The organism is Bartonella sp. AU18XJBT (assembly GCF_028618595.1).
In the GTDB taxonomy this organism is placed as follows: Bacteria; Pseudomonadota; Alphaproteobacteria; order Rhizobiales; family Rhizobiaceae; genus Bartonella.
In genome coordinates, this window is sequence record NZ_JAQITE010000007.1 from 48,339 (window position 1) to 72,032 (window position 23,694).

The following is a 23,694-nucleotide window of genomic DNA, read 5'->3' on the forward strand; positions in this document are numbered from 1 at the left end:
AATGCACAGAGGTGTTTTATGGATAGATTGCATCAAATACCAATGTGATGAAGAGGGGAATTATATGGGTGTATAAAAATTAGAATGGCTCATCGTAGTTTTTTCTCTAAATTTGACTTTTTTTTATATATTGAAGTAAAAATAGTAAAATTAATTGTTATTTCATTATAATTTAATAAATTTAAGTTGGAATTATATTTAATATTTTTTTGAAGTTACTTAAGAGCGCGTTGAAAGGATTAACTTAATCATGTCGCATAAAAATGTTTATTCTGCTGTTTCAGTATTAGTTGGAGCAGCTGCCCTTTTTCTTATAGCTGGTATTTCTGCAAATGCGCAAACTTTATCACAAGGTTGGTACAAAGTTTGCAGTAAGCAGCATGATGTTGATATTTGTAATACAATGAATACTGTATTATCGAATACGGGACAACCTTTAACGGCTTTTAATCTTGTTGAAATAAAAGGGAAGCAAAATGAAAAACGTATAGGTATTCAAGTGCCTACAGGTCGTTTTTTGCCAGAAGGTGTTCAAATTAAAATTGGTGATGACTTCTCTAAAAAAATTCCTTATATTATTTGTAATGGACCAAGTTGTATTGCCAATGATGTCTTAGATGATAAGCTTATAGCAGCTATGAAAAGTGGTACAAAAATGGTTGTAACCACAGTTAATTTCCGTGGTTCAGCTAATCCTATTGAATTTTCTCTTAATGGATTTACAGCAGCCTATACCGGTCCTGGTATGGAGGAAAAAGATTTCCAACAAGAACAAATAAAGCTGCAGCAAGCAATTCAATCAAATCAAAAAGAAATTGAAGAACGTATGCGGGTTGAGCAAGAAAAAGCAAAACAAAAGTAATAAACTCACATCATAGAATTGGTTGAATTGTTTTCTATTATTGTTTATTTAAACCGCCGCAGTTTTCTGTGGCGGTTTTTTTAATTCTTAGTTTTTCGAAGGAATTCTTCGTTTCCACCAACCAATACGTTCGGTTTTAGAAGAATCATTAGGTGTTGATGAAATAACAACGGGTTGATTAATTGTTTCTTCAATTTGGAAAGGAGAGGTTTCGATAACTTCCTCTATCTCGGTTACAGTTTCTTTCTCTAATATTTTTTGTATTTGCGTTGCCTCTTTAGAAGATGATTTTTTACGTGTTCCACGTGTTGATTTTTTACTGTTTTCAAGAGTTTTATCTTCTACCTCATGAATAGATTTATCTACTTTTTTTGTTTTAGCTTTACGTATCGAACTGGTTTTAGTTTTTTCTTCAAGAGATTTTTGTTCTACGACATTTTGATCATTCTCTAAAGAAAGTTGATTTTCTGCTACTTTTGAAGAACGTGCTTTACGTTTTTTAGGTTTAATACTTGTATCAATTTTTTTAGACTCACCCTGTTGTTGTATATCTAGAGCTTGTGTATTATTTTTTGTTTCTTCAAGTTCAAAAGGTTTAGCAGATGAAGCACGACGTTTGCGATGTTCTGCTTTAATTTCTGCTAAAGCCTGCTTAGCAAAATCTCCCACTGGTTCTGCGTAAGGAACGCGAATCTGATGAAAACTATTATCTTGATTGCGTCGACCACCACGACGTCCTCGACGACGTCCTCGACGATAAGAATCATCATTTAAGGTATCTTCTTTTTTATGAACGTTAGAGAGAGAGGGATCAGCAGTTTCACCGTGACGATTTTTGCGCTGACGCTTTTGATTTGTTTCAACGGGAGAAGGATTTTCAATAGATTCACTCTTTATGAAAATAGAATCTTCAATTTCTTGCTTATTGGCATCTTCCAATGAAGGTCGAGAAATGCTCTCTGCTATTGATCCTTTAGAAATAACAAGATGTTGCGTTCCAATACTATCATCTGCTTCAATACTAATATTAAGCTTAAAGCGAGCTTCTAAATTAACAAGAATGTTGCGTTTATGATTTAATACATAAAGTGCCGTTGCTACGGGTGTGCGCACGATAATATTATATTGCGAATTATGAAGAAGATATTCTTCAATTGAGCGCATGACATGTAACGCAATTGATGATTCAGAACGTATATTTCCTGTTCCTGCGCAATGCGGGCAGGGCTGTGTTGTACTTTCTAAAACCGATATGCGAATACGTTGACGACTCATTTCTAAAAGGCCGAAGTGTGAAATATGACCTACTTGAATACGAGCACGGTCATTTTTTAAACAATCTTTTAATTTTTTTTCGACCAGCTTCACATTACGTTCTTCTAGCATATCAATAAAGTCAATCACGATTAAACCAGCAAGGTCACGCAAGCGTAATTGACGCGCCACTTCTTCAGCAGCTTCAAGGTTAGTTTGTAAGGCTGTCTTTTCGACAGAGAATTCTTTCGTAGAGCGGCCAGAATTTACGTCAATAGCAACAAGTGCTTCTGTTTGATTAATAACAAGATAACCACCAGATTTCAAAGAAACCTGTGGTTGCAACATTTTATCAAGTTGAATTTCAATATTATTTCTTGCAAAAATGGGTGTAGGATCACGATAAGGTTGCACAACTTTTGCATGGCTTGGCATAAGCATACGCATAAAGTCTTTCGCTTCACGATATCCTTGGTCTCCAGAGACAAGAATTTCACTAATGTTCTTATTGTAAAGATCTCGTATAGAACGCTTGATGAGATTACTTTCTTCATGGACAAGGCACGGCGCCGTTGATTCGAGTGTCAAAGTGCGAATAGTATCCCATAACCGCATAAGATATTCATAATCACGTTTAATTTCAGCTTTTGTTCTATTGGCACCAGCAGTTCGTAAGATAACGCCCATACCCTTTGGAACTGCTAATTCTTTTACGATTTCTTTAAGACGCTTACGATCTTGTACATTCGTAATTTTTCGTGAAATACCACCACCACGTGCTGTGTTGGGCATTAGAACAGAGTAACGACCTGCTAGAGACAGATATGTTGTAAGGGCAGCACCCTTATTACCACGCTCTTCTTTGATGACTTGTACCAACAAAATTTGACGTCGTTTAATGACTTCTTGAATTTTATACTGACGCCCTTGTTTTCTTTGATAAATTGGGAGCTCTTCACGAATGTCCTCAGCACCGACCATTTCGATCTCATCATAAGAGATATCGGCATTTAATGCTTCTTCTGTAGTATCAATTATTGTCGTTTCAGATGTGATATCATTTTCAATATCGGCAGCTATGACTTTGTTTTTTCCATTTTTTTTTGTTCTTCTGGAGCGTTTTTTATTGTTAGTTGCTTCTTCCGTAAAGGCATCTACAGAATTCTCTCCTACAGCGGCTTTTTCTTCTTCTTCAAGAAGAGCAAGACGATCCGCAATAGGAATTTGATAGTAATCAGGATGAATTTCAGAAAATGTTAAAAAACCATGTCGGTTTCCACCATATTCAACAAAAGCTGCTTGGAGAGAAGGTTCTACACGCGTAATACGCGCAAGATAAATGTTCCCCTTGAGCTGCTTTCTATGCTCTGATTCAAAATCAAGTTCTTCAATTTTGTTGCCGTGAACAACAACAACACGTGTTTCCTCCGGATGGGAGGCATCTATAAGCATTTTGTTTGACATAAGTTAATATCCTGAAGGCGACATGCACAATTTTATTCAAACGAACACTATAACTATTCGTAAACATAAAAGGCTGTCTGCCGTAAAAGGGAAGTACCAGAAAAACAGGACGGAACACCACGTGCAGAGGCATGACTGCATTTACACCATTTCTCATCTTTATTTCCATCTGTTTTTTATGACTCATATTTCTTAAAAGTCTCCGGTAAAATAATCTTTAAAACAGTTCGGATATCCGAACCAACGAATCTTAAGTAATGCAATCCTAATGTTATAACATAGAAATTTTTCATCCATAAAAAAGTCTCAACACATAATAGGCAAAAAACCTCTAAAGACAACTTAATATGAGTTACAGATAATTTAGATGACTATTATTAGCTAGGAAGCATAAATATTCTTTTATGTTGATATCATGCGTTTGGCAAGTAACAATGTAAATCATGTATAATGATAATATCTTTATGACTTTAATTTTGTTTTTGGGTGTTTATTTAGCTTTTAGTGAAAAATAGAGAATAAATTGGTGTATCGTTTTTATATAACCAAGATAAATTATTACAAATGTAATGTAGAGTATTTTGCTTATGATAAGAGTTTTTTTTACCAAAAAGCTGAAAACAGCTTATGGGGATGTTATTGTGCTCGTCACATACTTTTTATTATGTTTTTTGCTATTCCAAACCAGTGTTCAAGCCGCAGATCCTTTGAGACTTGTTAATTTTCGAACCATTGGTGATAGTGTTCATACGCGTATTATTGCGGTTTTCAATTCAAAACCAAATGTTCGTTTACAGACTTTGGACAGGCCAGCACGTTTGGTCATCAATTTACCTACAATTGACTTTTCGATGCAAAATACGCCTTTAAAGAAACAGAATACATCAACTGTTATGCTTTCAGATGTGCGTTATGCTTTCTCTGACATACAGACTTCACGCATTATTTTGACAAGTAAAACGGTTTTTGTTGTTGAAAAAAGTGTCGTAAAAAAATTAAATAATGGTTTATGGCAGTTGCTGATTGATATTCGTAAAAGTACACAAGAAAAATTTGATGAGATATTAAAAAAACAGCAAAGGGCCAATTTTGATACAAAAACACAGTTAATACCAGCATATAATTTCCGAGTTGTTCTTGATCCTGGTCATGGTGGTATTGATGGTGGTGCACGGGGTGTTACTGGAATTTTAGAAAAAGATGTGACTTTAGACTTTGCACGTGCATTGCGAGACGAATTACAAAAGGATTCTCATATTACTGTTGCTTTAACGCGAGATTCCAATATTTTTTTAAGACTAAGTGAAAGAGTTAAAAAAGCGCAAGAGTTTGATGCTGATCTTTTTATATCTATTCACGCAGATACGATTGATCTACATTCTCTTCGCGGTGCCACCGTGTATACCATATCAGATAAAGCCTCTGATGCCATTGCAAAATCTTTAGCTGAAAATGAAAATAAAGTTGATTTGCTCGATGGTTTGCCTGCAGATGAAACACTCGAAGTTACAGATATTTTGATGGATCTTACACGACGTGAAACACATACATTTTCGGTTAATTTTGCAAATAGTGTTATTTCAAGTTTATCAAAAAATCATATTAACTTGATTAATAACCCACATCGGTATGCTAATTTTCAAGTTTTAAGAGCTTCAGATATACCCTCCGTCCTGATAGAGATAGGTTATTTATCCAATAAAGAGGACGAAAAGTTATTAAATGATCCTCATTGGAGAAAACAAATGGCAGCCTCTATTGCTCATTCTATTCGTCAATTTGCTGATTATAGGCAGAAAATGATACAGCCTCTTTAAATTTGTGAGAAAATAGGGTATCAATATGGGCTTCTAGTATACCCTAGTATAAATAAAAGATAGAAAACAAATTCTCTTGATCTCAATCTTGTGGTGATATCCACTTGGTGTATTGGAAGTAACGTATTTTTTCTTTGATTAATGCTTAAGAAAGCGATAGCCGTTTTTATGATGATTTTTTTAAGATATCTTCTTCGTTTTTTTGTTGCTATTGGACTTTTTGGTGCAATAACGTGGGGTGTTATGACCAGTGGTCAAGCAAATGCACTGCCTGATTATGAAGTTCTTTCACTTTATGAGCCGCCGGTAATGACTCGCGTCCATGCTTCTGATGGCCGTCTTATGGCAGAGTTTGCAACAAAACATCGCCTCTATTTACCGATTCAATCAATACCAAAGCTTGTTATAAATGCTTTTATTTCGGCTGAAGATAAAAACTTTTATCATCATTTTGGTTTAGATCCCGAAGGACTTTCTCGAGCTTTGATCAATAATATTCGTAATATTGGTTCTGGAAGACGTCCAGAGGGTGCATCAACTATAACGCAACAAGTCGCTAAAAACTTCCTTTTAAGTTCAGAAACAACGTTAGAGCGTAAATTTAAGGAAGCTATTTTAGCAATGCGTATTGAGAAAACTTATTCAAAAGAGCATATTCTCGAACTTTATCTCAATGAAATTTATCTGGGTCGTGGTACCTATGGTATAGCAGCTGCTTCTTTGACCTATTTCAATAAATCCGTCAATGATTTGACACTAGAACAATGTGCTTATTTGGCTGCTCTTCCAAAAGGACCAGCAAATTATGATCCATTTAAGAATACACAACGTGCTATTGATCGGCGCAATTGGGTTATAGATCGGATGATTGCAAATGGATATGTAACGCGTGAACAAGGTGAAAAAGCGAAAACTAAACCTTTAGGAGCGACAATACGTGGAAGTGATAGCTATGTTTTTGCGGCTGATTATTTTACTGAAGAAGTGCGGCGTCGTTTAATACATCGCTATGGGGCTAAAACACTTTATGAAGGTGGGCTTTCCATTCGTACAACGCTTGATCCGCATTTACAACTTATTGCGCGACGTGCTTTGCACGCTGGGTTAATTAGATTTGATCATTCGCAAGGATGGCGTGGAGCTTATGCACATATTGATGAGAAAGGTGATTGGGGGATAGAACTTGCAAATATCACGGGACTAAGTGATGTTCCTGAATGGCGTTTAGCTGTTGTTCTTTCTACTAATCCCAATAAAGTAGAGATTGGTTTACAGCCACAGCGCGAAGCTTCAGGTATATTATCAAAAAAACGGGAAATTGCTATTTTATCTGAATCTGATTCAAAATGGGCACTGCATGTTGTAAAAGAAAATGGTTATCGAAAAACTGTTCAGAACTTATCTCATGTTCTGCAAGTTGGGGATGTCATTTTTGTTGAAAAACTATCCAATACAAACAACACTTATCGCTTACAACAAATTCCAAAGGTTGAAGGTGCAATTGTTGCTATGGAACCTCATACAGGGCGCGTTCTTGCTATGGTGGGAGGATTTTCTTTTGCCGCATCTGAATTCAATCGTGCAACCCAAGCTTATCGCCAACCGGGGTCTGCTTTTAAGCCTTTTGTTTATGCAGCAGCTCTTGATAATGGGTATACACCAGCATCTGTTGTTTTAGATGGCCCCATTGAAGTTCGTCAATATAATGGTGAAGTTTGGCAACCCAAAAATTATGGAGGTACCTTTGCAGGACCTTCAACGTTGCGGTATGGTATTGAGCGTTCTCGTAATCTTATGACAATACGGCTTGCCAATGATATGGGAATGCCTCTTGTCGCTGAATATGCAGAACGCTTTGGCGTAGTGGATAAATTGCAGCCCTATCTTCCCATGGCTTTAGGAGCTGGTGAAACAACAGTATTACGAATGGTTACAGCTTATTCAGTCATTGCCAATGGAGGGCGCTCTATTAAACCTTCTCTGATAGACAGAATTCAAGATCGTTATGGAAAGACAATTTATCGTCATGATGATCGTATTTGTGAAAATTGTAATACGCATTCATGGAATAATCAACGTGAACCCACATTGATTGATGAGCGAGATCAAGTTCTTGACCCTATGACGGCTTATCAGATTACATCCATGATGGAAGGGGTTGTTCAGCGTGGTACTGCAGCACGTTTACGTTATCTTAATCGACATATTGCTGCTAAGACAGGGACAACCAATGACTCTAAAGATGTATGGTTTATGGGATTTACTCCTGACATTGTCGTTGGTATTTTTATCGGCTACGATCAACCTGCTCCGTTAGGATATAATGGAACCGGAAGTTCATTAGCTGCACCTATTTTTGGTGAGTTTATGGCAGATGCTCTTAAAGGGAAGCCAGATGTTCCCTTTAAGATGCCGAAGGGTATGATTTTAATGCCAATTAATCGGAAAACAGGAATGCTTGCAGAAAGAGGAGATCAAGATGTCATTATAGAAGCATTTAAACCAGGAACTGGTCCTGCTGATATATATCAAGTTATTGGGGGTACAAATTCTTTTCAAGAAGGTGTTCCAGCAGTAACGACTTCTCCACAAGTCAATAAAGCCCTTGAAAGTGGGACAGGTGGGTTGTATTAATCAACAAAATCTCCTTTTGTCATAAGCTATGGTTTTTTTACAGTGTTGGTCCTGTAAATAGAATGATAAATCCATGCTATTTCCTCACAGAAGCTATCAAATTTGTATAAGATTCTAGGGACATAACCAGAAAGAGTGTTTAAAAATACGGTGTTAAATTATGCGAGCAGAAATAGAAACATTAGTTGATGAAATCCAGAAAGCAATTCAATTGCTAAGGGGGCATCTTTGACTGGGATCAATCACTAAAGCGTCTCGAATATCTTAATCAAAAAGCGGAAGATCCGTCATTATGGGATGATGCACAACAAGCACAGGATATGATGCGTGAGCGTCAGCGTCTTGATGATTCAATCAATGGTCTTTTATCATTTACAAGAACACTTGAAGAATGCATTGAGCTTATCGCGATGGGTGAAGAAGAAAGCGATGTTGAAATTATCGCTGATGCAGAAAATTCAATACGCAATCTTAAAAATGAGATCGATAAAAGGCAAATTGATGTACTTCTTTCAGGAGAGGCGGATCCGAATGATACCTATTTAGAAGTTCATGCTGGAGCAGGGGGAACAGAAAGCCAAGATTGGGCTTCTATGCTCTTACGTATGTATATGCGCTGGGCTGAACAGCATGAAATGAAGGTTGAAATTTTAGAAATTCATGATGGGGAAGAAGCAGGGATAAAGTCAGCGACTATTCTTGTAAAAGGGCATAATGCTTATGGAATGTTAAAAACAGAATCAGGCGTTCATCGCTTGGTGCGGATTTCTCCATTTGATTCGAATGCAAAGCGCCATACCTCTTTTGCGAGCATTTGGGTTTATCCAGTTATTGATGACAATATTGAAGTTGATGTTTCAGAGGCAGACGTGCGTATTGATACATATCGTGCATCGGGCGCAGGAGGACAACATGTTAACACGACAGATTCCGCTGTTCGCATCACACATATAAAAACGGGTATTGTTGTTCAATGTCAAACAGAGCGTTCTCAACATAAAAATCGCGCTACGGCTTGGTCGATGTTGCGTGCACGGCTTTATGAAGAAGAGCTTAAAAAAAGAGAAGAAGAAACCAATGCTGCTGAATCTTCTAAAACAGAAATCGGGTGGGGACATCAAATTAGATCTTATGTTCTTCAGCCCTATCAGCTTGTCAAAGATTTGCGTACAGGGATTGAAAATACGGATCCACAATCCGTACTTAATGGTAATTTAGATGCATTTATAGAGGCAGCACTTGCACGGCGCATTTATGGAAAAGACAAAGAAATTGAGGATATTCGTTAATTATATACTCTTCCTTCAAGCCATGTAGATTTTTTCTTAAGCTGTTCGTTTGTTATGATGTTATGATAGCCTTTGATACTTTAAAGGTTCAAAGAGGGGAGGGTTTGTTCCTTTCTTCAATTTTTTCTCACACGCCAATCCTGCTTTATGATATTGCAAGTGATAGGAAGAATCTGAAATAAGAAAAATTTGCGATATTCGGAGCACTAATATAAATATAAAACAATTATTATCCTTATAAATCAATATATTGTAAAAATTGAATCCGTTGAAAACCCAAAATCAATTCAGAGGATAATTTTTGCTTTTCAAGGCAAATCAAACACTCAATTTACAAATTACCATTATGATGTAAAAGTGTTGCTGTAGCTAAAACATTTTCAGCATGCCCTGATACGCTTACTTTGCGCCATTCTTCTGCTATTATTCCATTTGCATTAATTAAAAAAGTACTCCGTTCAACTCCCATATATTTGCGTCCATACATGCTTTTTTCAACCCAAACACCATAAGCTTCGAGGGTTGTTTTTTCTTCATCAGAAACCAAGATGACATCAAGTTCATGTTTTACTTTAAATTTATCATGTTTTTTTACATTATCTGGAGAGATTCCAATAACAGCAACACCGATTTCATCAAATTTCATCTTTAATTTTGTGAAATCAAGTGCTTCGATTGTGCAGCCACTGGTGTCATCTTTTGGATAAAAATATAAAACAACAGGTTTTCCTTTAAAGTCAGAAAGACACACTGTCTCTCCTCCATCGCGCGGCAAATTAAAATCAGGAGCAAGAGCACCTTTCATTGGTCTTGTCATTTTTTTCGTCTTTCTTTCTTGTATAACAGGTAAAAGATATCAGAGTACACACAAGAAAAGAACTATTCAACTCTCTAGAATATTATTGTTTTGAAGAGATCTTTATTTTCCTAACAAAACTCACCCTATCACAATGATTGGATTGAAAGAACAAGGTCGACGTTAACAACATAAACAAAACAACAAAAGATTATACTGGTTTCATCACAACATGTTTTTTCTTACCGAAAGAAAGTTTAATGATTCCTTCTACACTGACATCCTCTCCAATAATAAGATGTGTTTCATCTTCAATAATTTGATCATTGACACGCACACCTCCACCTTGAACGTGTCTGCGTGCCTCACTATTAGATTTAGCGAGTCCTGCTTGTACTAAAAGAGTGAGCAATCCAACACCTTTTTTTAATTCTGAGGCATTAATTTCAACAGTTGGAAGATTTTCTCCCAGAGTTTTTTCTTCAAACGTTTTGCGAGCAGTTTCTGCTGCAGCATTGGCGAGAGCACGTCCATGCAACATTGCTGTAACTTCTGTTGCAAGAATTTTTTTTGCTTCGTTAATTTCTGTTCCTTGTAATACAGAAAGTTTAAGAATCTCATCCATTGGCAATGGGGTATAGAGCTTTAGAAATCGTATTACATCAGCATCTTCTGTATTACGCCAATATTGCCAAAATTGATAAGGTGAAAGCATATCCGCATTCAGCCATACAGCTCCATTCAACGATTTACCCATTTTGGCACCGGAAGAGGTTGTCAGCAATGGTGATGTTAACGCATATAATTGTGGTGTTCCTAAACGATGCCCTAATTCGATTCCGTTAATAATATTGCCCCATTGATCAGAGCCCCCCATTTGCATACGCAACCCATAACGTTTATAAAGTTCAACAAAGTCATAAGCTTGCAGAATCATATAATTAAACTCTAAGAATGACAAAGAATGCTCACGCTCAAGTCTCAGTCTGACAGAATCAAATGATAACATACGGTTGACAGAAAAATGTTTTCCTACATCACGCAAAAATTCTAAGTAGTTTAAATTACATAACCATTCAGCATTATTCACAATACACGCATCAGTTTCTCGGTCACCGAATGTCAAATAGTTAGCAAATACCTTTTTAATACTATCAATATTTGCAGCAATATCATCTTGTGTCAAAAGGCGTCGCGCTTCATCTTTGAAGGAAGGATCACCGATCAATCCGGTCCCTCCGCCCATTAAAGCAATGGGGCGATGACCCGTTTTTTGTAACCAATAAAGCATCATAATTTGAAGAAGACTTCCAGCATGTAAACTCGATGCTGTTGGATCAAATCCAGTATAAGCGCTTACAGTTTCTTTTGAGAAAAGATCATCTAAGCCTTTTTCATCTGAAATTTGGTGGATAAAACCACGTTCGCTCATAATGTGTAAAAAATCAGATTTAAAGGCAAACACAGATTCAATTTCCTAATTTAAGAGTGCATTCATTTCATATAATAGGTGATTATATAATGAGCGTTATCTATCATAACTGATGCACACATCACAAGAGAAAGAGACATATCAATAATATAAAGATAAATAATACAGGTATTATTTGCTTTTTACGCTAAAAAAGAAACTATCTCAGTGATAGAAAAAAGATATTTTGTTATTCTCATTTCTATTCTGAAATAAAATTTAGAAAAGCTCTAAATACAGACTAAAAAATTACTTTGTTATGATCAGAGACGATTTTCGCTGATTTTTTTATAAATCTATCCTGTTTTCCTAAGTTAGTGAAAGTATTTCAGGAGGAGGAGAGAGAAGTTCATTGGTGATATGGTTATCCAAATAGTGAGCACATCGTTCAATAAGTTCTTCATGACATCCACTGAAAAAGTGATTAGCCTCTTCCAATATTTCTTGTGTGATGATGATACCTTTTTGTGTTTTCAATTTATCGACAAGTATTTGAACATCTTTTTTCGGAGCAACTTTATCGATACCGCCATGAATGATAAGTCCAGAGGAGGGACAAGGTGCAAGAAATGAAAAGTCATAAACATTAGGCTGAGGCGCAACAGAGATAAATCCCTCAATTTCCGGTCGGCGCATTAAAAGCTGCATACCAATCCATGCTCCAAATGAATATCCTGCTACCCAACAATTTTTAGAGTCTGGGTGTTGTGTTTGCACCCAATCAAGAGCAGCAGCAGCATCTGAAAGTTCTCCTATTCCATAATCAAATTCACCCTGACTACGACCAATACCACGAAAGTTAAAACGTAAAGTTGTAAAGCCACGTTGCTGGAACATATAAAAAAGGTCATAGACAATTTTATGATTCATAGTTCCACCAAATTGTGGATGAGGATGCAAAATGATCGCAATGGGGGCATTTTTTTGTTGTGAAGGTTGATAACGCCCTTCGAGTCGACCCGCGGGACCGTTAAAAATAATTTCTGGCATAAAATGCTCCTTAAATGCAATAAAAGGCGTTCATTGACCTTGGTCGACTTTTACCATAGAATCTCTTAAATAATTATTAGATATTCTTTTTTTAGTGCACTTTTCAAGAAAATTACGCTATTTTTTTAATCAATTCATAAGATTAATGATTGCGATGTAAAATGGTTATAAAACGCCGATATTTTGATCATAACGCAACAACACCGCTCAAAAAAGTGGCACGGATGGCGTTACTGGAATCTTTAGAGATATTTGGTAATCCATCATCGGTTCATAAGGAAGGGCGTGCGGCTAAAACTTTGTTACAAAAGGCACGTCGACAAATCGCTGAAAATCTAAAAACAGATCCAGATCACGTGGTATTTACCTCTGGTGCGAGTGAAGCAGCAATGACTTTGTTAACACCCTTTTATAATATGGGGAATGCAAAAGTTCAATTTTCCCATCTTTACCTTGGAGCGACTGAACATCCCTCTGTTGCTGAGGGAGGGCGTTTTTCTAAAGAATTGATAAGCGTCATTGCTGTTGATCAAGATGGGCTCATTCAACAAGATAAATTAATAACACTCTTAACAGCTCACGATAAAACAAAAGGTTTACCTCTTGTTGCTATTCAAGCTGCAAATAGTGAAACGGGTGTTATTCAACCGTTAACAGAAATCGCCGCTATTGTTCGGGCTTTAGGAGGCACTCTTATTGTTGATTTGACACAATATGTCGATAAAAATTTCGTGGATATTAATCAGCTAGGAGGAGACTTTTTTATACTGTCTGCACATAAAGTTGGTGGTCCTAAAGGAATTGGTGCTTTTGTTTCATGTGGTAATCTTCTCATGCCACACCCTCTTATTATTGGGGGAGGACAAGAAAAAGGTCTCCGTGGAGGAACAGAAGCATTACCCCTTATTGCTGCTTTTGGGGCAGCAATGGCTGATTGTTTTACACAAGAGGAAATAAGACAGTTAATATATTTACGCAATAAATTAGAAGATGGACTACAAAAAATAAGTAAAAATGTTGAGATTTTTGGCAAAAAAGTTCAACGTTTGCCAAATACAACTTACTTCACCGTGAAAAATATAAAAGCTGAAACAATGCAAATTGCCTTTGATTTAGAAGGATTTTCTATATCAGCCGGCTCAGCTTGTTCTTCGGGAAAAGTAAAACAAAGCAAAGTGTTGGAGGCAATGGGGTATCATATTCCAAATGGTGCCATTCGCATTTCGCTAGGACGGGATACAACTCCTGAAGATATTGATGATTTTCTATCGTTTTTTTCTCAAATTATAAGCAGGAAAAAAGAGGAAGATTTCACATCATAACGTTATAAAAATTAGAATTATTTTAAAAATAAGGTAAGTTTGATTGAAATTTTTGCACTTTACCTATAGCCTAGAAGATAACTTGCTTACTTTAATCTTGGGAAAAACGAGACTTTTAGTTACCGGTTTTTGATGCCAAAAAATGGAGAAAATTTATGCCGGCAGTACAAGAAACAATACGCCAAGTACGTGAAATAGATGTTGACCAATATAAATATGGTTTTGAAACTAATATTGAAACAGATAAAGCTCCAAAAGGCTTAAATGAGGATATTATCAAATTTATTTCTGCTAAAAAACATGAGCCTGAATGGATGCTAACATGGCGCTTAAAAGCTTACCGCCGTTGGCTGACAATGCAAGAGCCTCATTGGGCGCGTCTTGAATATCCTAAAATTGATTTTCAGGAGCTTTATTACTATGCTGCTCCCAAAAATCATACGGGACCAAAATCTTTGGATGAAGTGGATCCTGAGTTGTTAGCAACGTACGAAAAACTTGGCATTCCCCTTAAAGAGCAAGAGATTTTGGCAGGAGTGAGAAAACAGTCTGATCCCTCTACTTTTGATAACGGTATGTCTGTATCGGGGCAGGTGGCTGTTGATGCAGTTTTTGATTCTGTTTCTGTTGTAACAACATTTAAAAAAGAGCTGGCACGTGCTGGTGTGATTTTTTGTTCTATTTCAGAGGCGATTATTGAACATTCTGAGCTTATTAAGGAATATTTAGGAACAGTTGTACCTATAAGTGATAATTATTACGCGGCCTTAAATGCTGCTGTCTTTACAGATGGTTCATTTGTTTACATTCCCAAAGGGGTTCGTTGTCCTATGGAGCTTTCAACTTATTTTAGGATTAATGAACGCAACACTGGCCAATTTGAACGAACATTGATTATCGCCGCTGAGGATTCCTATGTTTCTTATCTTGAAGGGTGTACAGCACCCCAACGTGATGAAAACCAACTTCATGCTGCTGTTGTTGAGCTTATTGCTCTTAAAAATGCAGAGATTAAATATTCTACAGTACAAAACTGGTATCCTGGTGATAAAGATGGAAAGGGTGGTATTTATAATTTTGTGACGAAGCGTGGAGATTGTCGAGGTGATAACTCTAAAATTTCATGGACACAAGTTGAGACTGGTTCTGCGATTACTTGGAAATATCCATCCTGCTTACTTCGTGGTGATAATACGCGTGGAGAATTTTATTCTATTGCTGTTGCAAACGGTCATCAACAAATTGATTCTGGTACAAAAATGATTCATTTGGGAAAAAATACATCCAGTCGTATTATTTCCAAAGGCATTTCTGCAGGTTTTTCAAATAACACTTATAGAGGACAAGTCACAGCACATCGAAAAGCACAAAATGCGCGTAATTTTACGCAATGTGATAGTTTGTTAATCGGGAATGATTGTGGTGCGCATACAGTTCCTTATATTGAAGCAAAAAATGCAACAGCTCAGTTTGAACATGAGGCCACAACATCAAAAATTTCTGATGACCAACTTTTTTATGTTATGCAGAGAGGAATTCCCGAAGAAGAAGCTATCGCATTAATTGTAAATGGTTTTGTAAAAGAGGTCATTCAAAAACTTCCCATGGAATTTGCTGTTGAAGCACAAAAGCTTATTGGTATTAGCCTTGAAGGTAGTGTTGGATAATTTTATTTAATGAGATAAATAGAAGACTTGATGCAAAAATGCTGTAACAGTAGCAAATAATGCTAAAAATGACCTCTATGGTAATTGCAAAAGTAGATGGGTGCTAAGCAAAATATACGCCTTGGTATCTGAAAAAAACAGCCAAAACAGGATTAAATTATGTTAGAGATAAAAAATTTGCACGCCCGTATTGCTGAGACCGATACAGAAGTTATTCGTGGTTTAAACTTGACAGTTCAAGATGGAGAAGTTGCCGCTATCATGGGACAAAATGGAGCCGGAAAATCAACTTTGTCTTATTTGCTTGCTGGTCGTGATGATTATGAAATAACAGAAGGAGAGATTCTCTATAATGGACAATCACTTTTAGAAATGGATCCAGCAGAACGTGCTGCATATGGTGTTTTTCTTGCATTTCAATATCCAATGGAAATACCAGGGGTGGCAACGATGGAATTTTTAAAAGTTGCGATGAATTCTCAACGCAAAGCGCGAGGTGATGAAGAGCTTAAAATTCCTGAATTTATAAAGTATGTTAAAGAAGTTTCAGCTAAACTTGAAATAGATATGGATATGCTAAAGCGTCCATTAAATGTAGGTTTTTCAGGTGGAGAAAAAAAGCGTGCTGAAATTTTACAAATGGCCCTTCTTGAACCTAAACTTTGCATTTTAGATGAAACGGATTCTGGTTTAGATATTGATGCACTAAAAATTGTTGCAGATGGTGTTAATAAACTTCGGGATTCAAAACGTTCATTTTTGGTGATTACCCATTATCAACGGCTGCTTAATTATATCATTCCTGATACTGTACATGTTCTTTATAAAGGACGAATTATCAAAAGCGGAGATAAATCCTTAGCGATTTATTTAGAGCAAAATGGGTATGCTGATCTTATCAGGGAAGCAGTTTAAGGTTATTGAATATGAATGCACAGCAGAATTTGTTAGCGGTTGAAGAAAATATACTCAGTAACTTCAATCAATATGTAAACGATTTACCTGGTGATAAAGCTATACGGGAAATTCGCAAGAAAGCTATTGAGCAATTTCAAACAATACAGCTTCCTTCCCGTAAAATGGAAAGCTGGCATTATACTAATCTGCGTACCTTACTGAAGTCTATTAGCAACTTTTCAAAAGTTCAAGACAATCAGTTGGTTGATGCATTGCTTTCAGAAAGTGCTGTTTTCTCCATAAACAATGGAAAAACATCGATAGAGTCAAAGGTAGACAATATTACAGTAAAACGTCTTTCAGATGCATTAGAAGATAATTCTGTACAGATAAATCAAAACATTACTGATGAGGATTTTATTGGACAGTTAAATACAGCTTTTGTTACAGATGGTTGGCTTTTTCACATCCCTGAAAATACAAAGTTAAGTATACCCATTGAATTACAAAATATACAAATGGGGGGACAATCTCATATTTTTTCGGATATAAAAATTGATAAAAATAGTCAAGTTATGTTTATTGAACATCAGGTTGGCAGTGATAAAGATACCTTTGTCAGTTCAATATTTTCATTAAATGTTGCTGCTGATAGTAATGTTACGTGGATTCTCATTCGCAATCGTGATTTTAATTCTACGCAATTTGGTCGATTTTGTGCTGTTCTTGCTCAAAGAGCGAAGTTATCACTTTATGTCATTAATATAGGGAGCCAATTAAATCGCCAAGAAGTCGATATTGAATTACAGGGAGAAGAATCTGACTTTCAATTGCGTGTTATAAATTTATTATCAGGACAGACACATAGTGATCTTACAATGACTGTTCGTCACGTGGAAGAAAAATCAACATCAACCGAAATTATACGCAATGTGGTTACAGATAAGGCTGTTGGTGTTTTTCAAGGAATAATACGTGTTTCTCAAAAAGCGCAAAAAACAGATGCACGCATGGCTTGTAATAGCCTTATTCTTTCAGACGATGCGGAATTTAATGCAAAGCTTGAACTGGAGATTTTTGCTGATGATGTTGCATGCGGTCATGGTGCAACAGTTGCTAATATTAATCATGATTATCTTTTTTATCTTATGGCGCGTGGTATCCCATTTAAAATGGCTCGTGCACTTTTGATTAAAGGATTTATCTCTGAGCTCATTGATGACATCAAGCAAGATAATATTCAAATTGTTTTGGAGAATATCATTAGTAAATGGCTTGAAAAAAATGTTTAAGGTAGAAAAAATGGAAAATAACGTACAAACATTTACTTATAATGTCGAAGAAATTCGGCGTGATTTTCCTCTTTTGCACCATCAAGTTTATGGAAAGCGATTAGCATATCTTGATAGTAGTGCTTCTGCCCAAAAACCAATGTCAGTACTCAATGCAATGAATAATTATTATCACTATAGTTATGCTAATGTGCATAGGGGAATGTATTTTTTAGCCAATATAGCAACACAATCATATGAAAATTCTCGTGAAACCGTTCGTGTTTTTCTAAATGCTCACAAAGCTGAAGAAATTGTTTTTACGAAAAATGCAACAGAAGCTATTAATACTGTTGCTTATGGTTGGGCGATGCCAAAACTCAAAGAAGGCGATGAGATTGTTCTAACGATCATGGAGCATCATTCAAATATTATTCCTTGGCATTTTCTCCGTGAACAAAAAGGTGTTAAACTTATTTTTGTTCCTGTCGATGATAATGGTGTTCTGCACATTGAAGATTTCCAAAAGGCTTTAAGCGAAAAAACGCGGCTTGTCGCTATAACGCATATGTCTAATATATTAGGAACTATACCTCCTGTTAAAGAAATTATTAAGCTAGCACATCAAAATTCTATTCCTGTTCTTGTTGATGGTTCTCAAGGAGCAGTACATTTAACCGTTGATGTGCAAGATCTCGATTGTGATTGGTATGTCTTTACAGGTCATAAGCTTTATGGTCCCACCGGTATTGGTGTTTTGTATGGTAAGGAAGATAGACTAGAAGAAATGCGTCCTTTTCAAGGGGGAGGGGAAATGATCGAGGAGGTAACAACCGATAAGGTGTTTTATAATGCTCCTCCTTACCGTTTTGAAGCAGGCACTCCTCCTATTGTTGAAGCTATTGGATTAACTGCGGCTATTGATTATATACAAGAGAAAGGCCGTAGCACGATTCATGCCTATGAGAGATCCCTTTTAGCTTATGCGCAGGAAAAACTCAAAACTGTTGAGTCATTGCGCATTTATGGTCATTCTCCCAATAAAGGAGCTATTATATCGTTCACAATTGAAGGGATTCACGCCCATGATATCGCTATGTTTATTGATAGAAAAGGAGTTGCAATACGCGCTGGAACCCATTGTGCACAGCCTTTATTACAGCGCTTTGGTCTAACATCTATTTGTCGGGCATCATTAGCTATGTATAACACTCATGAAGATATAGATCAATTAGTAGAAGCATTGAAAGAAACAAGGACATTTTTAAATGGCTGAATCAATTGAAGAGCGTCATTCTACAGAATCTGTTGAAACTGTAAGTGAAAATAAAAAATCTTATATATCAGCAATTCCAGCAGATGAAATTGATCGTATGACGAATGATATTATTACTGCTCTCAAAACAGTTTATGACCCAGAGATTCCTGCTGATATTTATGAGCTAGGACTGATTTATCGTATTGATATTGAAGATGATCGTTCAGTAAAAATTGAAATGACTCTTACAGCACCGGGATGTCCTGTTGCTGGTGAAATGCCTGGGTGGGTAGAAAATGCAGTCAGTGCTGTTGAAGGGGTTTTGTATGTTGAAGTCACTATGACTTTTGATCCACCATGGACACCTGATTGTATGTCAGAAGAAGCTCAAATTGCTGTCGGATGGTACTAAAAGTATTGTTAAGAGACTCTAGTTTAGCCATTCATGAATAAGCTGTTTACTTTTCACAAGCGTTTGAATTTAAGGACGATCGCATGAGTTATAATAAACAAAAATTAGAACTTAACTGGATTGGAAAAGAAAAACGCCCAAAACTAGAGCCCCGTATCTTATTAGAAGATCTTGAAAAATCTTATCACGCTTCGCATCAAATATCTTCCCAAGATATTTTTGATAATAAACTTATTTTTGGTGATAATTTGCTCGTTCTCAAAGCGCTTGAACAAGAATATATGGGGAAGGTAAAATGTATCTATATCGATCCGCCTTATAATACAGGCAATGCCTTTGAACATTATGAAGATGGTTTAGAGCATTCCATATGGCTCAGCCTTATGAGAGACAGGCTAGAATTGTTACATCATTTACTGGCAGAAGATGGAAGTATCTGGATATCAATTGATGATGATGAACAAGCTTACCTTAAAGTGTTAATGGATGAAATTTTTGGTCGAAAAAATTTTATAAACAACATTATTTGGCAAAAAAAATATGCTCCACAAAATGATGCAAAGTGGCTTTCTGATAACCATGATTTTGTAATGGTTTATGCTAAAGATAAAACTGTTTGGCACCCTCAATTGCTTCCTCGTTCAAGCGATATGGATGCACGCTATAAAAACCCTGATAATGATCCGCGTGGTCTTTGGAAATCTGGAGATCTATCCGTAAAAAGAGTAACACTTAAGGATATTTATGAAATCATCACACCTTCTGGGCGCAGTGTGATGCCTCCTAATGGTAGAAGTTGGGCTATAAATGAAAAAAAATTCTTTGAATTATTGAACGATAATCGCATTTGGTTTGGTCCAACAGGAAGCAATGTTCCTTCCCTGAAGCGTTTTTTATCAGAAGTAAAAAATGGTATGGTTTCAATGACGATTTGGCCCTATACAGAAGTGGGACACAACCAAGATGCCAAAAGAGAAGTCAAAGTTTTTAATTCTGATAGTGTCTTTACAACCCCCAAACCTGAGCGTTTAATGGAACGCATTATTCAACTTGCCACTAATCCCGGTGATCTTGTACTAGATTCCTTTGCTGGTTCTGGCACGACCGGTGCTGTTGCCCATAAAATGGGACGCAAGTGGATTATGATTGAACTTGGTGAACATTGTCATACCCATATTATCCCTCGTTTAAAACAAGTGATTGATGGAACTGATCAAGGGGGAATTTCCAAAAGTGTCAATTGGCAAGGTGGCGGTGGATTTCGCTATTATCGCCTTGCACCTTCTCTGTTACAAAAAGATCCATTGGGACAATGGATTATTAGTCGCGAATATAATGCTGCGATGCTTTCAGAAGCAATGTGCAAACATATGGGATTTACCTACGCACCTGATGAAAATCATTATTGGATGCAAGGGTATTCAACCGAAACAGATTATATTTATGTCACAACAAGCGCTATGACCCATGAACAACTCCGTATAATGAGTGAAGAGGTAGGCTCTCATCGCACGTTGCTGATTTGTGGCACAGCCTTTGATACAAAATCAGCATCCTTTGAAAATCTTACACTCACTAAAATCCCCCGTGCAGTATTAGAAAAATGCGAATGGGGAAGGGATGATTACAGTTTAAATGTGTCCAATCTTGAACCAGTGATTGTAGTAAAAGAAAACAACAAAAATAAAGATATTGCGCAAGCAGAATTAGATCTATTTGAATAATATATAAAAAGCGGAGTTTTTCATGAACACTGTTGAAAAAAGGATTTCTGCTCGCTTATCGTTACGTGATCCTCAACGTGAATCTTTAAATATTTTGGTAAAAATTTTAGAAAATATAGAGCTTTCTAAAAATACTGATTTGGTTGCAGAGTTAGAAGTGATAAAAAATCTTTATCCTTCTGTACAAAATTTTGAACAAAACTTTCCCTCTTTTTGTTTTGCCTTAGCAACGGGTGTTGGGAAAACGCGACTTATGGGGGCTTTTATCAGCTATCTTTATTTAACAGGTCGCAGTCGCCATTTTTTTATTTTAGCGCCAAATTTGACTATTTATGAAAAGTTAAAACAGGATTTTAGTCCCCAAAGCCCAAAGTATGTCTTTAGTGGAATAAGTGAATTCATTGCCAATAGACCCGTTATTATTACAGGTGACGATTATGAAAGTGGTAAAGGTATTCGCACTGATGATCACCACTTTCAAGGACAAAAGCGTTTGTTTGAGAATAGAGACACGGCCTTTATCAATATTTTTAATATTTCTAAAATTAATACAACAGATAACAAAAAAGGTGCATTAAAATCCAGTATTCCACGAATTAAACGCTTGCAAGAAACGATTGGCGAAAGTTATTTTGATTATCTCGCAAATCTTCCTGATTAAGCGTATTTTCACTTTTCATTAAATGTAACTTTTTACAAATAAGCTGGCTCAATTTTGAGTTGGCAAAATCAACCAGCTCAAATTCGAACTCGTTATCTTTAGAATAGAGCATTCTTTAAACAATGGCGTTTTGTCTAAAAATTTAGAAAAATTCCATGCCTTGTGATGTTATAACGATTTTGAAGTTTGTTTGCTTATCTTGTCTAAATAGATGCCCTCAAATTTGAGGAGACCCCTTTTGATTTCGTATTTTTAAACGATAACTTTTAAAACGTTTTTTGCTCACTTGCTTGCACTATATTCATTAAAAGGCTTTTGATTTCATAAGATATAACGTTTTGAATTTCATTACCTTTATTTCCTACCTCGGTAAAAAAATACCGTGGTTATAAAATCAATCTTGTCTTTAAATCCTTTGTGCAATCTTTACTGAATTAAACCTATAAGCTTATGACAGTTTCAAACGATTATTCCTTTTTAAGGTTTCGCTCAAAAAAGAGCAAAACTCATACCATTCTTTAAACGTATACAATTTATGTTATCGATATTTTCAAACGATTAAATTTTAAACAATGTGATTTGTGCTATGATAAAAACGTATCATAAAATTTATAAACTGTTATGAATGATATCGGCTTTTCATTCCATTTGAATACACACATGCGTTTTAATATTAGCATCATGATTTGCTTTTTATGGTCTATTCATACATGGCAATCTTATATAAAAAATGGTCAAATGAATCACGTATAAAAGTGTGGATTCCTAAGTGGATTCATATAAAATAATTTTACATAATATATTGATTTTTCTATATTTTTATATAATATGTGGCGCCGGGCGCTAAAAACACGGTGAATAGTCCGCCGCTATGCTTTTCCCTCGCGAAGGGTATTGTATGGCATAGCTACACCCGACATAATCATTATACGCTCTTAAAGCATAAAAGAAAGCCAGTCTTTTAAAGAAATGGGAGAAACCTTATCGTGGTTTACTCGCTATTCATATAGTGTTTTTAGCACTTGAGTATTTATATAACAAAATACGTATTTATTGTCAAATAATATTTTATATTTTTTGATATTTTTTCTTATTTTTTAAATATATTGTGTATTGATAATATCTTATGCTTATTAATTGCTTCTTTTATATTTATGTGCTTTTAACGCTATATTATTGGCTTTGTGAAACGATTGCGTTATTTTCTGAATTATACATTTATAATATTTAAAAACGCTCTCATCATGCGTATTTTTATCTTTATAACCTATCATATTTTTTACTAAATGGTTTTTAAAGATTTCTGTTAATTTCTTTTAATAACACATTTGCAACTTAACAGCTTTTATAGGGACTGTTTTTATAACCAATGTGTTCATTTGCATGTGATTATGAAAGCCTGCTTTTTCACGCGTGCTTTATAGCTATAGCCATGGCATCATTTTTCATTTTCATAAGAGAAACGATAAATAAGATAATTGCGATTTATAGACTGTTATGAAAATATCTAAAGAGAGATTGATAATTATAGAGATCAGTAAAATTCCTTTTAATAGGCTTTTGTCAGTGATGTCAGTTTTGTCAGTTAACTCTAACCCCTATAGTATTTTTTTTAATGAGATAAAAAATTAAAAACATTATATTTCAATATGTTAGCATTTTAATGATACAACCATTATTAAGATACAACCCATAAATACAACTGTAAATATATATTTGTCAGTTATGTGTCAGTAAATTGAACTGACAAAATGATTATTTTAGGGAGTGATTAAAATGTGCTTTATGAAAAGCGTATGAAAGTAAAAACTGATTACGTTATTAAAATCCCTTGTATGAATTTTTATCAGTTTATTTAAATAGATAACCTTATGATTTTAGTGAGTGATTAAAACACGTCTTAAA

At 35.7% G+C, this 23,694-nt stretch carries 15 protein-coding genes and 1 pseudogene; 12 read left to right on the forward strand and 4 right to left on the reverse strand.

Annotated features, from left to right (window positions below):
* The first annotated feature begins 250 nt into the window (after window positions 1–250).
* Window positions 251–862 (forward strand): invasion associated locus B family protein, encoded by a 612-nt coding sequence (locus tag PVV60_RS03690; RefSeq protein WP_273723197.1) that lies wholly within the window; start codon window positions 251–253, stop codon window positions 860–862.
* A gap of 87 nt (window positions 863–949) precedes the next feature.
* Here PVV60_RS03690 and PVV60_RS03695 read toward each other — a convergent pair whose 3' ends face one another.
* Window positions 950–3,580, reverse strand: a complete 2,631-nt coding sequence (locus tag PVV60_RS03695) for a ribonuclease E/G (RefSeq protein ID WP_273723199.1) — start codon at window positions 3,578–3,580, stop codon at window positions 950–952.
* 587 nt (window positions 3,581–4,167) lie between these two features.
* Here PVV60_RS03695 and PVV60_RS03700 point away from each other — a divergent pair.
* From PVV60_RS03700 to prfB, 3 genes are all read left to right on the forward strand, one after another.
* Window positions 4,168–5,397 carry an N-acetylmuramoyl-L-alanine amidase gene (locus PVV60_RS03700; RefSeq protein ID WP_273723201.1) on the forward strand — a complete coding sequence of 410 codons (1,230 nt, stop codon included), beginning with the start codon at window positions 4,168–4,170 and terminating at the stop codon, window positions 5,395–5,397.
* 168 nt (window positions 5,398–5,565) lie between these two features.
* Complete coding sequence (locus PVV60_RS03705) at window positions 5,566–8,031, forward strand: penicillin-binding protein 1A (protein WP_273723203.1); 2,466 nt, start codon at window positions 5,566–5,568, stop codon at window positions 8,029–8,031.
* Window positions 8,032–8,191: 160 nt separating this feature from the next.
* A protein-coding gene (prfB, locus tag PVV60_RS03710; RefSeq protein ID WP_273723205.1) for a peptide chain release factor 2 occupies window positions 8,192–9,320 on the forward strand; the annotation gives its coding sequence in 2 pieces (ribosomal slippage) (window positions 8,192–8,260 and window positions 8,262–9,320; 1,128 coding nt in all).
* 331 nt (window positions 9,321–9,651) lie between these two features.
* Here prfB and PVV60_RS03715 read toward each other — a convergent pair.
* From PVV60_RS03715 to PVV60_RS03725, 3 genes are all read right to left on the reverse strand, one after another.
* Window positions 9,652–10,137: a peroxiredoxin gene (locus PVV60_RS03715; protein ID WP_273723207.1), complete on the reverse strand. Its 486-nt coding sequence runs from the start codon at window positions 10,135–10,137 to the stop codon at window positions 9,652–9,654.
* Window positions 10,138–10,327: 190 nt separating this feature from the next.
* Window positions 10,328–11,581 (reverse strand): tyrosine--tRNA ligase, encoded by a 1,254-nt coding sequence (tyrS, locus tag PVV60_RS03720; RefSeq protein ID WP_273723209.1) that lies wholly within the window; start codon window positions 11,579–11,581, stop codon window positions 10,328–10,330.
* Window positions 11,582–11,896: 315 nt separating this feature from the next.
* On the reverse strand, window positions 11,897–12,577 hold the full coding sequence (locus PVV60_RS03725; RefSeq protein WP_273723210.1) for an alpha/beta hydrolase: 681 nt from the start codon (window positions 12,575–12,577) through the stop codon (window positions 11,897–11,899).
* Between the two features lie 161 nt (window positions 12,578–12,738).
* Here PVV60_RS03725 and PVV60_RS03730 point away from each other — a divergent pair, with 161 nt between their 5' ends.
* The 8 genes and pseudogenes from PVV60_RS03730 to PVV60_RS03765 all read left to right on the forward strand — a co-directional run.
* The gene (locus tag PVV60_RS03730) at window positions 12,739–13,899 is read left to right on the forward strand and encodes a cysteine desulfurase family protein (protein ID WP_273723212.1); all 1,161 of its coding nucleotides are present in this window, start codon (window positions 12,739–12,741) and stop codon (window positions 13,897–13,899) included.
* A gap of 155 nt (window positions 13,900–14,054) precedes the next feature.
* A complete protein-coding gene (gene sufB / locus PVV60_RS03735; protein ID WP_273723214.1) occupies window positions 14,055–15,566 on the forward strand; it encodes a Fe-S cluster assembly protein SufB in 1,512 nt (503 codons plus the stop codon).
* A gap of 159 nt (window positions 15,567–15,725) precedes the next feature.
* Window positions 15,726–16,481 carry a Fe-S cluster assembly ATPase SufC gene (sufC, locus tag PVV60_RS03740; protein WP_273723216.1) on the forward strand — a complete coding sequence of 252 codons (756 nt, stop codon included), beginning with the start codon at window positions 15,726–15,728 and terminating at the stop codon, window positions 16,479–16,481.
* 11 nt (window positions 16,482–16,492) lie between these two features.
* Window positions 16,493–17,755: a Fe-S cluster assembly protein SufD gene (gene sufD, locus PVV60_RS03745; protein WP_273723217.1), complete on the forward strand. Its 1,263-nt coding sequence runs from the start codon at window positions 16,493–16,495 to the stop codon at window positions 17,753–17,755.
* Between the two features lie 10 nt (window positions 17,756–17,765).
* Entirely contained in the window at window positions 17,766–19,010 is a 1,245-nt protein-coding gene (locus PVV60_RS03750) for a cysteine desulfurase (protein WP_273723218.1), read from the forward strand.
* The gene (locus PVV60_RS03755) at window positions 19,003–19,404 is read left to right on the forward strand and encodes an SUF system Fe-S cluster assembly protein (RefSeq protein WP_273723219.1); all 402 of its coding nucleotides are present in this window, start codon (window positions 19,003–19,005) and stop codon (window positions 19,402–19,404) included. Before PVV60_RS03750 ends, PVV60_RS03755 begins: the two co-directional genes overlap by 8 nt.
* An 83-nt stretch (window positions 19,405–19,487) precedes the next feature.
* Complete coding sequence (locus PVV60_RS03760) at window positions 19,488–21,128, forward strand: site-specific DNA-methyltransferase (RefSeq protein ID WP_273723220.1); 1,641 nt, start codon at window positions 19,488–19,490, stop codon at window positions 21,126–21,128.
* A 22-nt stretch (window positions 21,129–21,150) separates the two neighbouring features.
* Window positions 21,151–21,786 (forward strand): annotated as a pseudogene (locus PVV60_RS03765) (DEAD/DEAH box helicase family protein); the annotation flags it as partial.
* Window positions 21,787–23,694: the final 1,908 nt, after the last annotated feature.

Coding starts and splice junctions, on each gene's coding strand:
- PVV60_RS03690 (WP_273723197.1), top strand. CDS start 251: ATGTCGCATAAAAATGTTTATTCTGCTGTTTCAGTATTAGTTGGAGCA.
- PVV60_RS03695 (WP_273723199.1), bottom strand. CDS start 3,580: ATGTCAAACAAAATGCTTATAGATGCCTCCCATCCGGAGGAAACACGT.
- PVV60_RS03700 (WP_273723201.1), top strand. CDS start 4,168: ATGATAAGAGTTTTTTTTACCAAAAAGCTGAAAACAGCTTATGGGGAT.
- PVV60_RS03705 (WP_273723203.1), top strand. CDS start 5,566: ATGATGATTTTTTTAAGATATCTTCTTCGTTTTTTTGTTGCTATTGGA.
- PVV60_RS03715 (WP_273723207.1), bottom strand. CDS start 10,137: ATGACAAGACCAATGAAAGGTGCTCTTGCTCCTGATTTTAATTTGCCG.
- PVV60_RS03725 (WP_273723210.1), bottom strand. CDS start 12,577: ATGCCAGAAATTATTTTTAACGGTCCCGCGGGTCGACTCGAAGGGCGT.
- PVV60_RS03730 (WP_273723212.1), top strand. CDS start 12,739: ATGGTTATAAAACGCCGATATTTTGATCATAACGCAACAACACCGCTC.
- sufB (WP_273723214.1), top strand. CDS start 14,055: ATGCCGGCAGTACAAGAAACAATACGCCAAGTACGTGAAATAGATGTT.
- sufC (WP_273723216.1), top strand. CDS start 15,726: ATGTTAGAGATAAAAAATTTGCACGCCCGTATTGCTGAGACCGATACA.
- sufD (WP_273723217.1), top strand. CDS start 16,493: ATGAATGCACAGCAGAATTTGTTAGCGGTTGAAGAAAATATACTCAGT.
- PVV60_RS03750 (WP_273723218.1), top strand. CDS start 17,766: ATGGAAAATAACGTACAAACATTTACTTATAATGTCGAAGAAATTCGG.
- PVV60_RS03755 (WP_273723219.1), top strand. CDS start 19,003: ATGGCTGAATCAATTGAAGAGCGTCATTCTACAGAATCTGTTGAAACT.
- PVV60_RS03760 (WP_273723220.1), top strand. CDS start 19,488: ATGAGTTATAATAAACAAAAATTAGAACTTAACTGGATTGGAAAAGAA.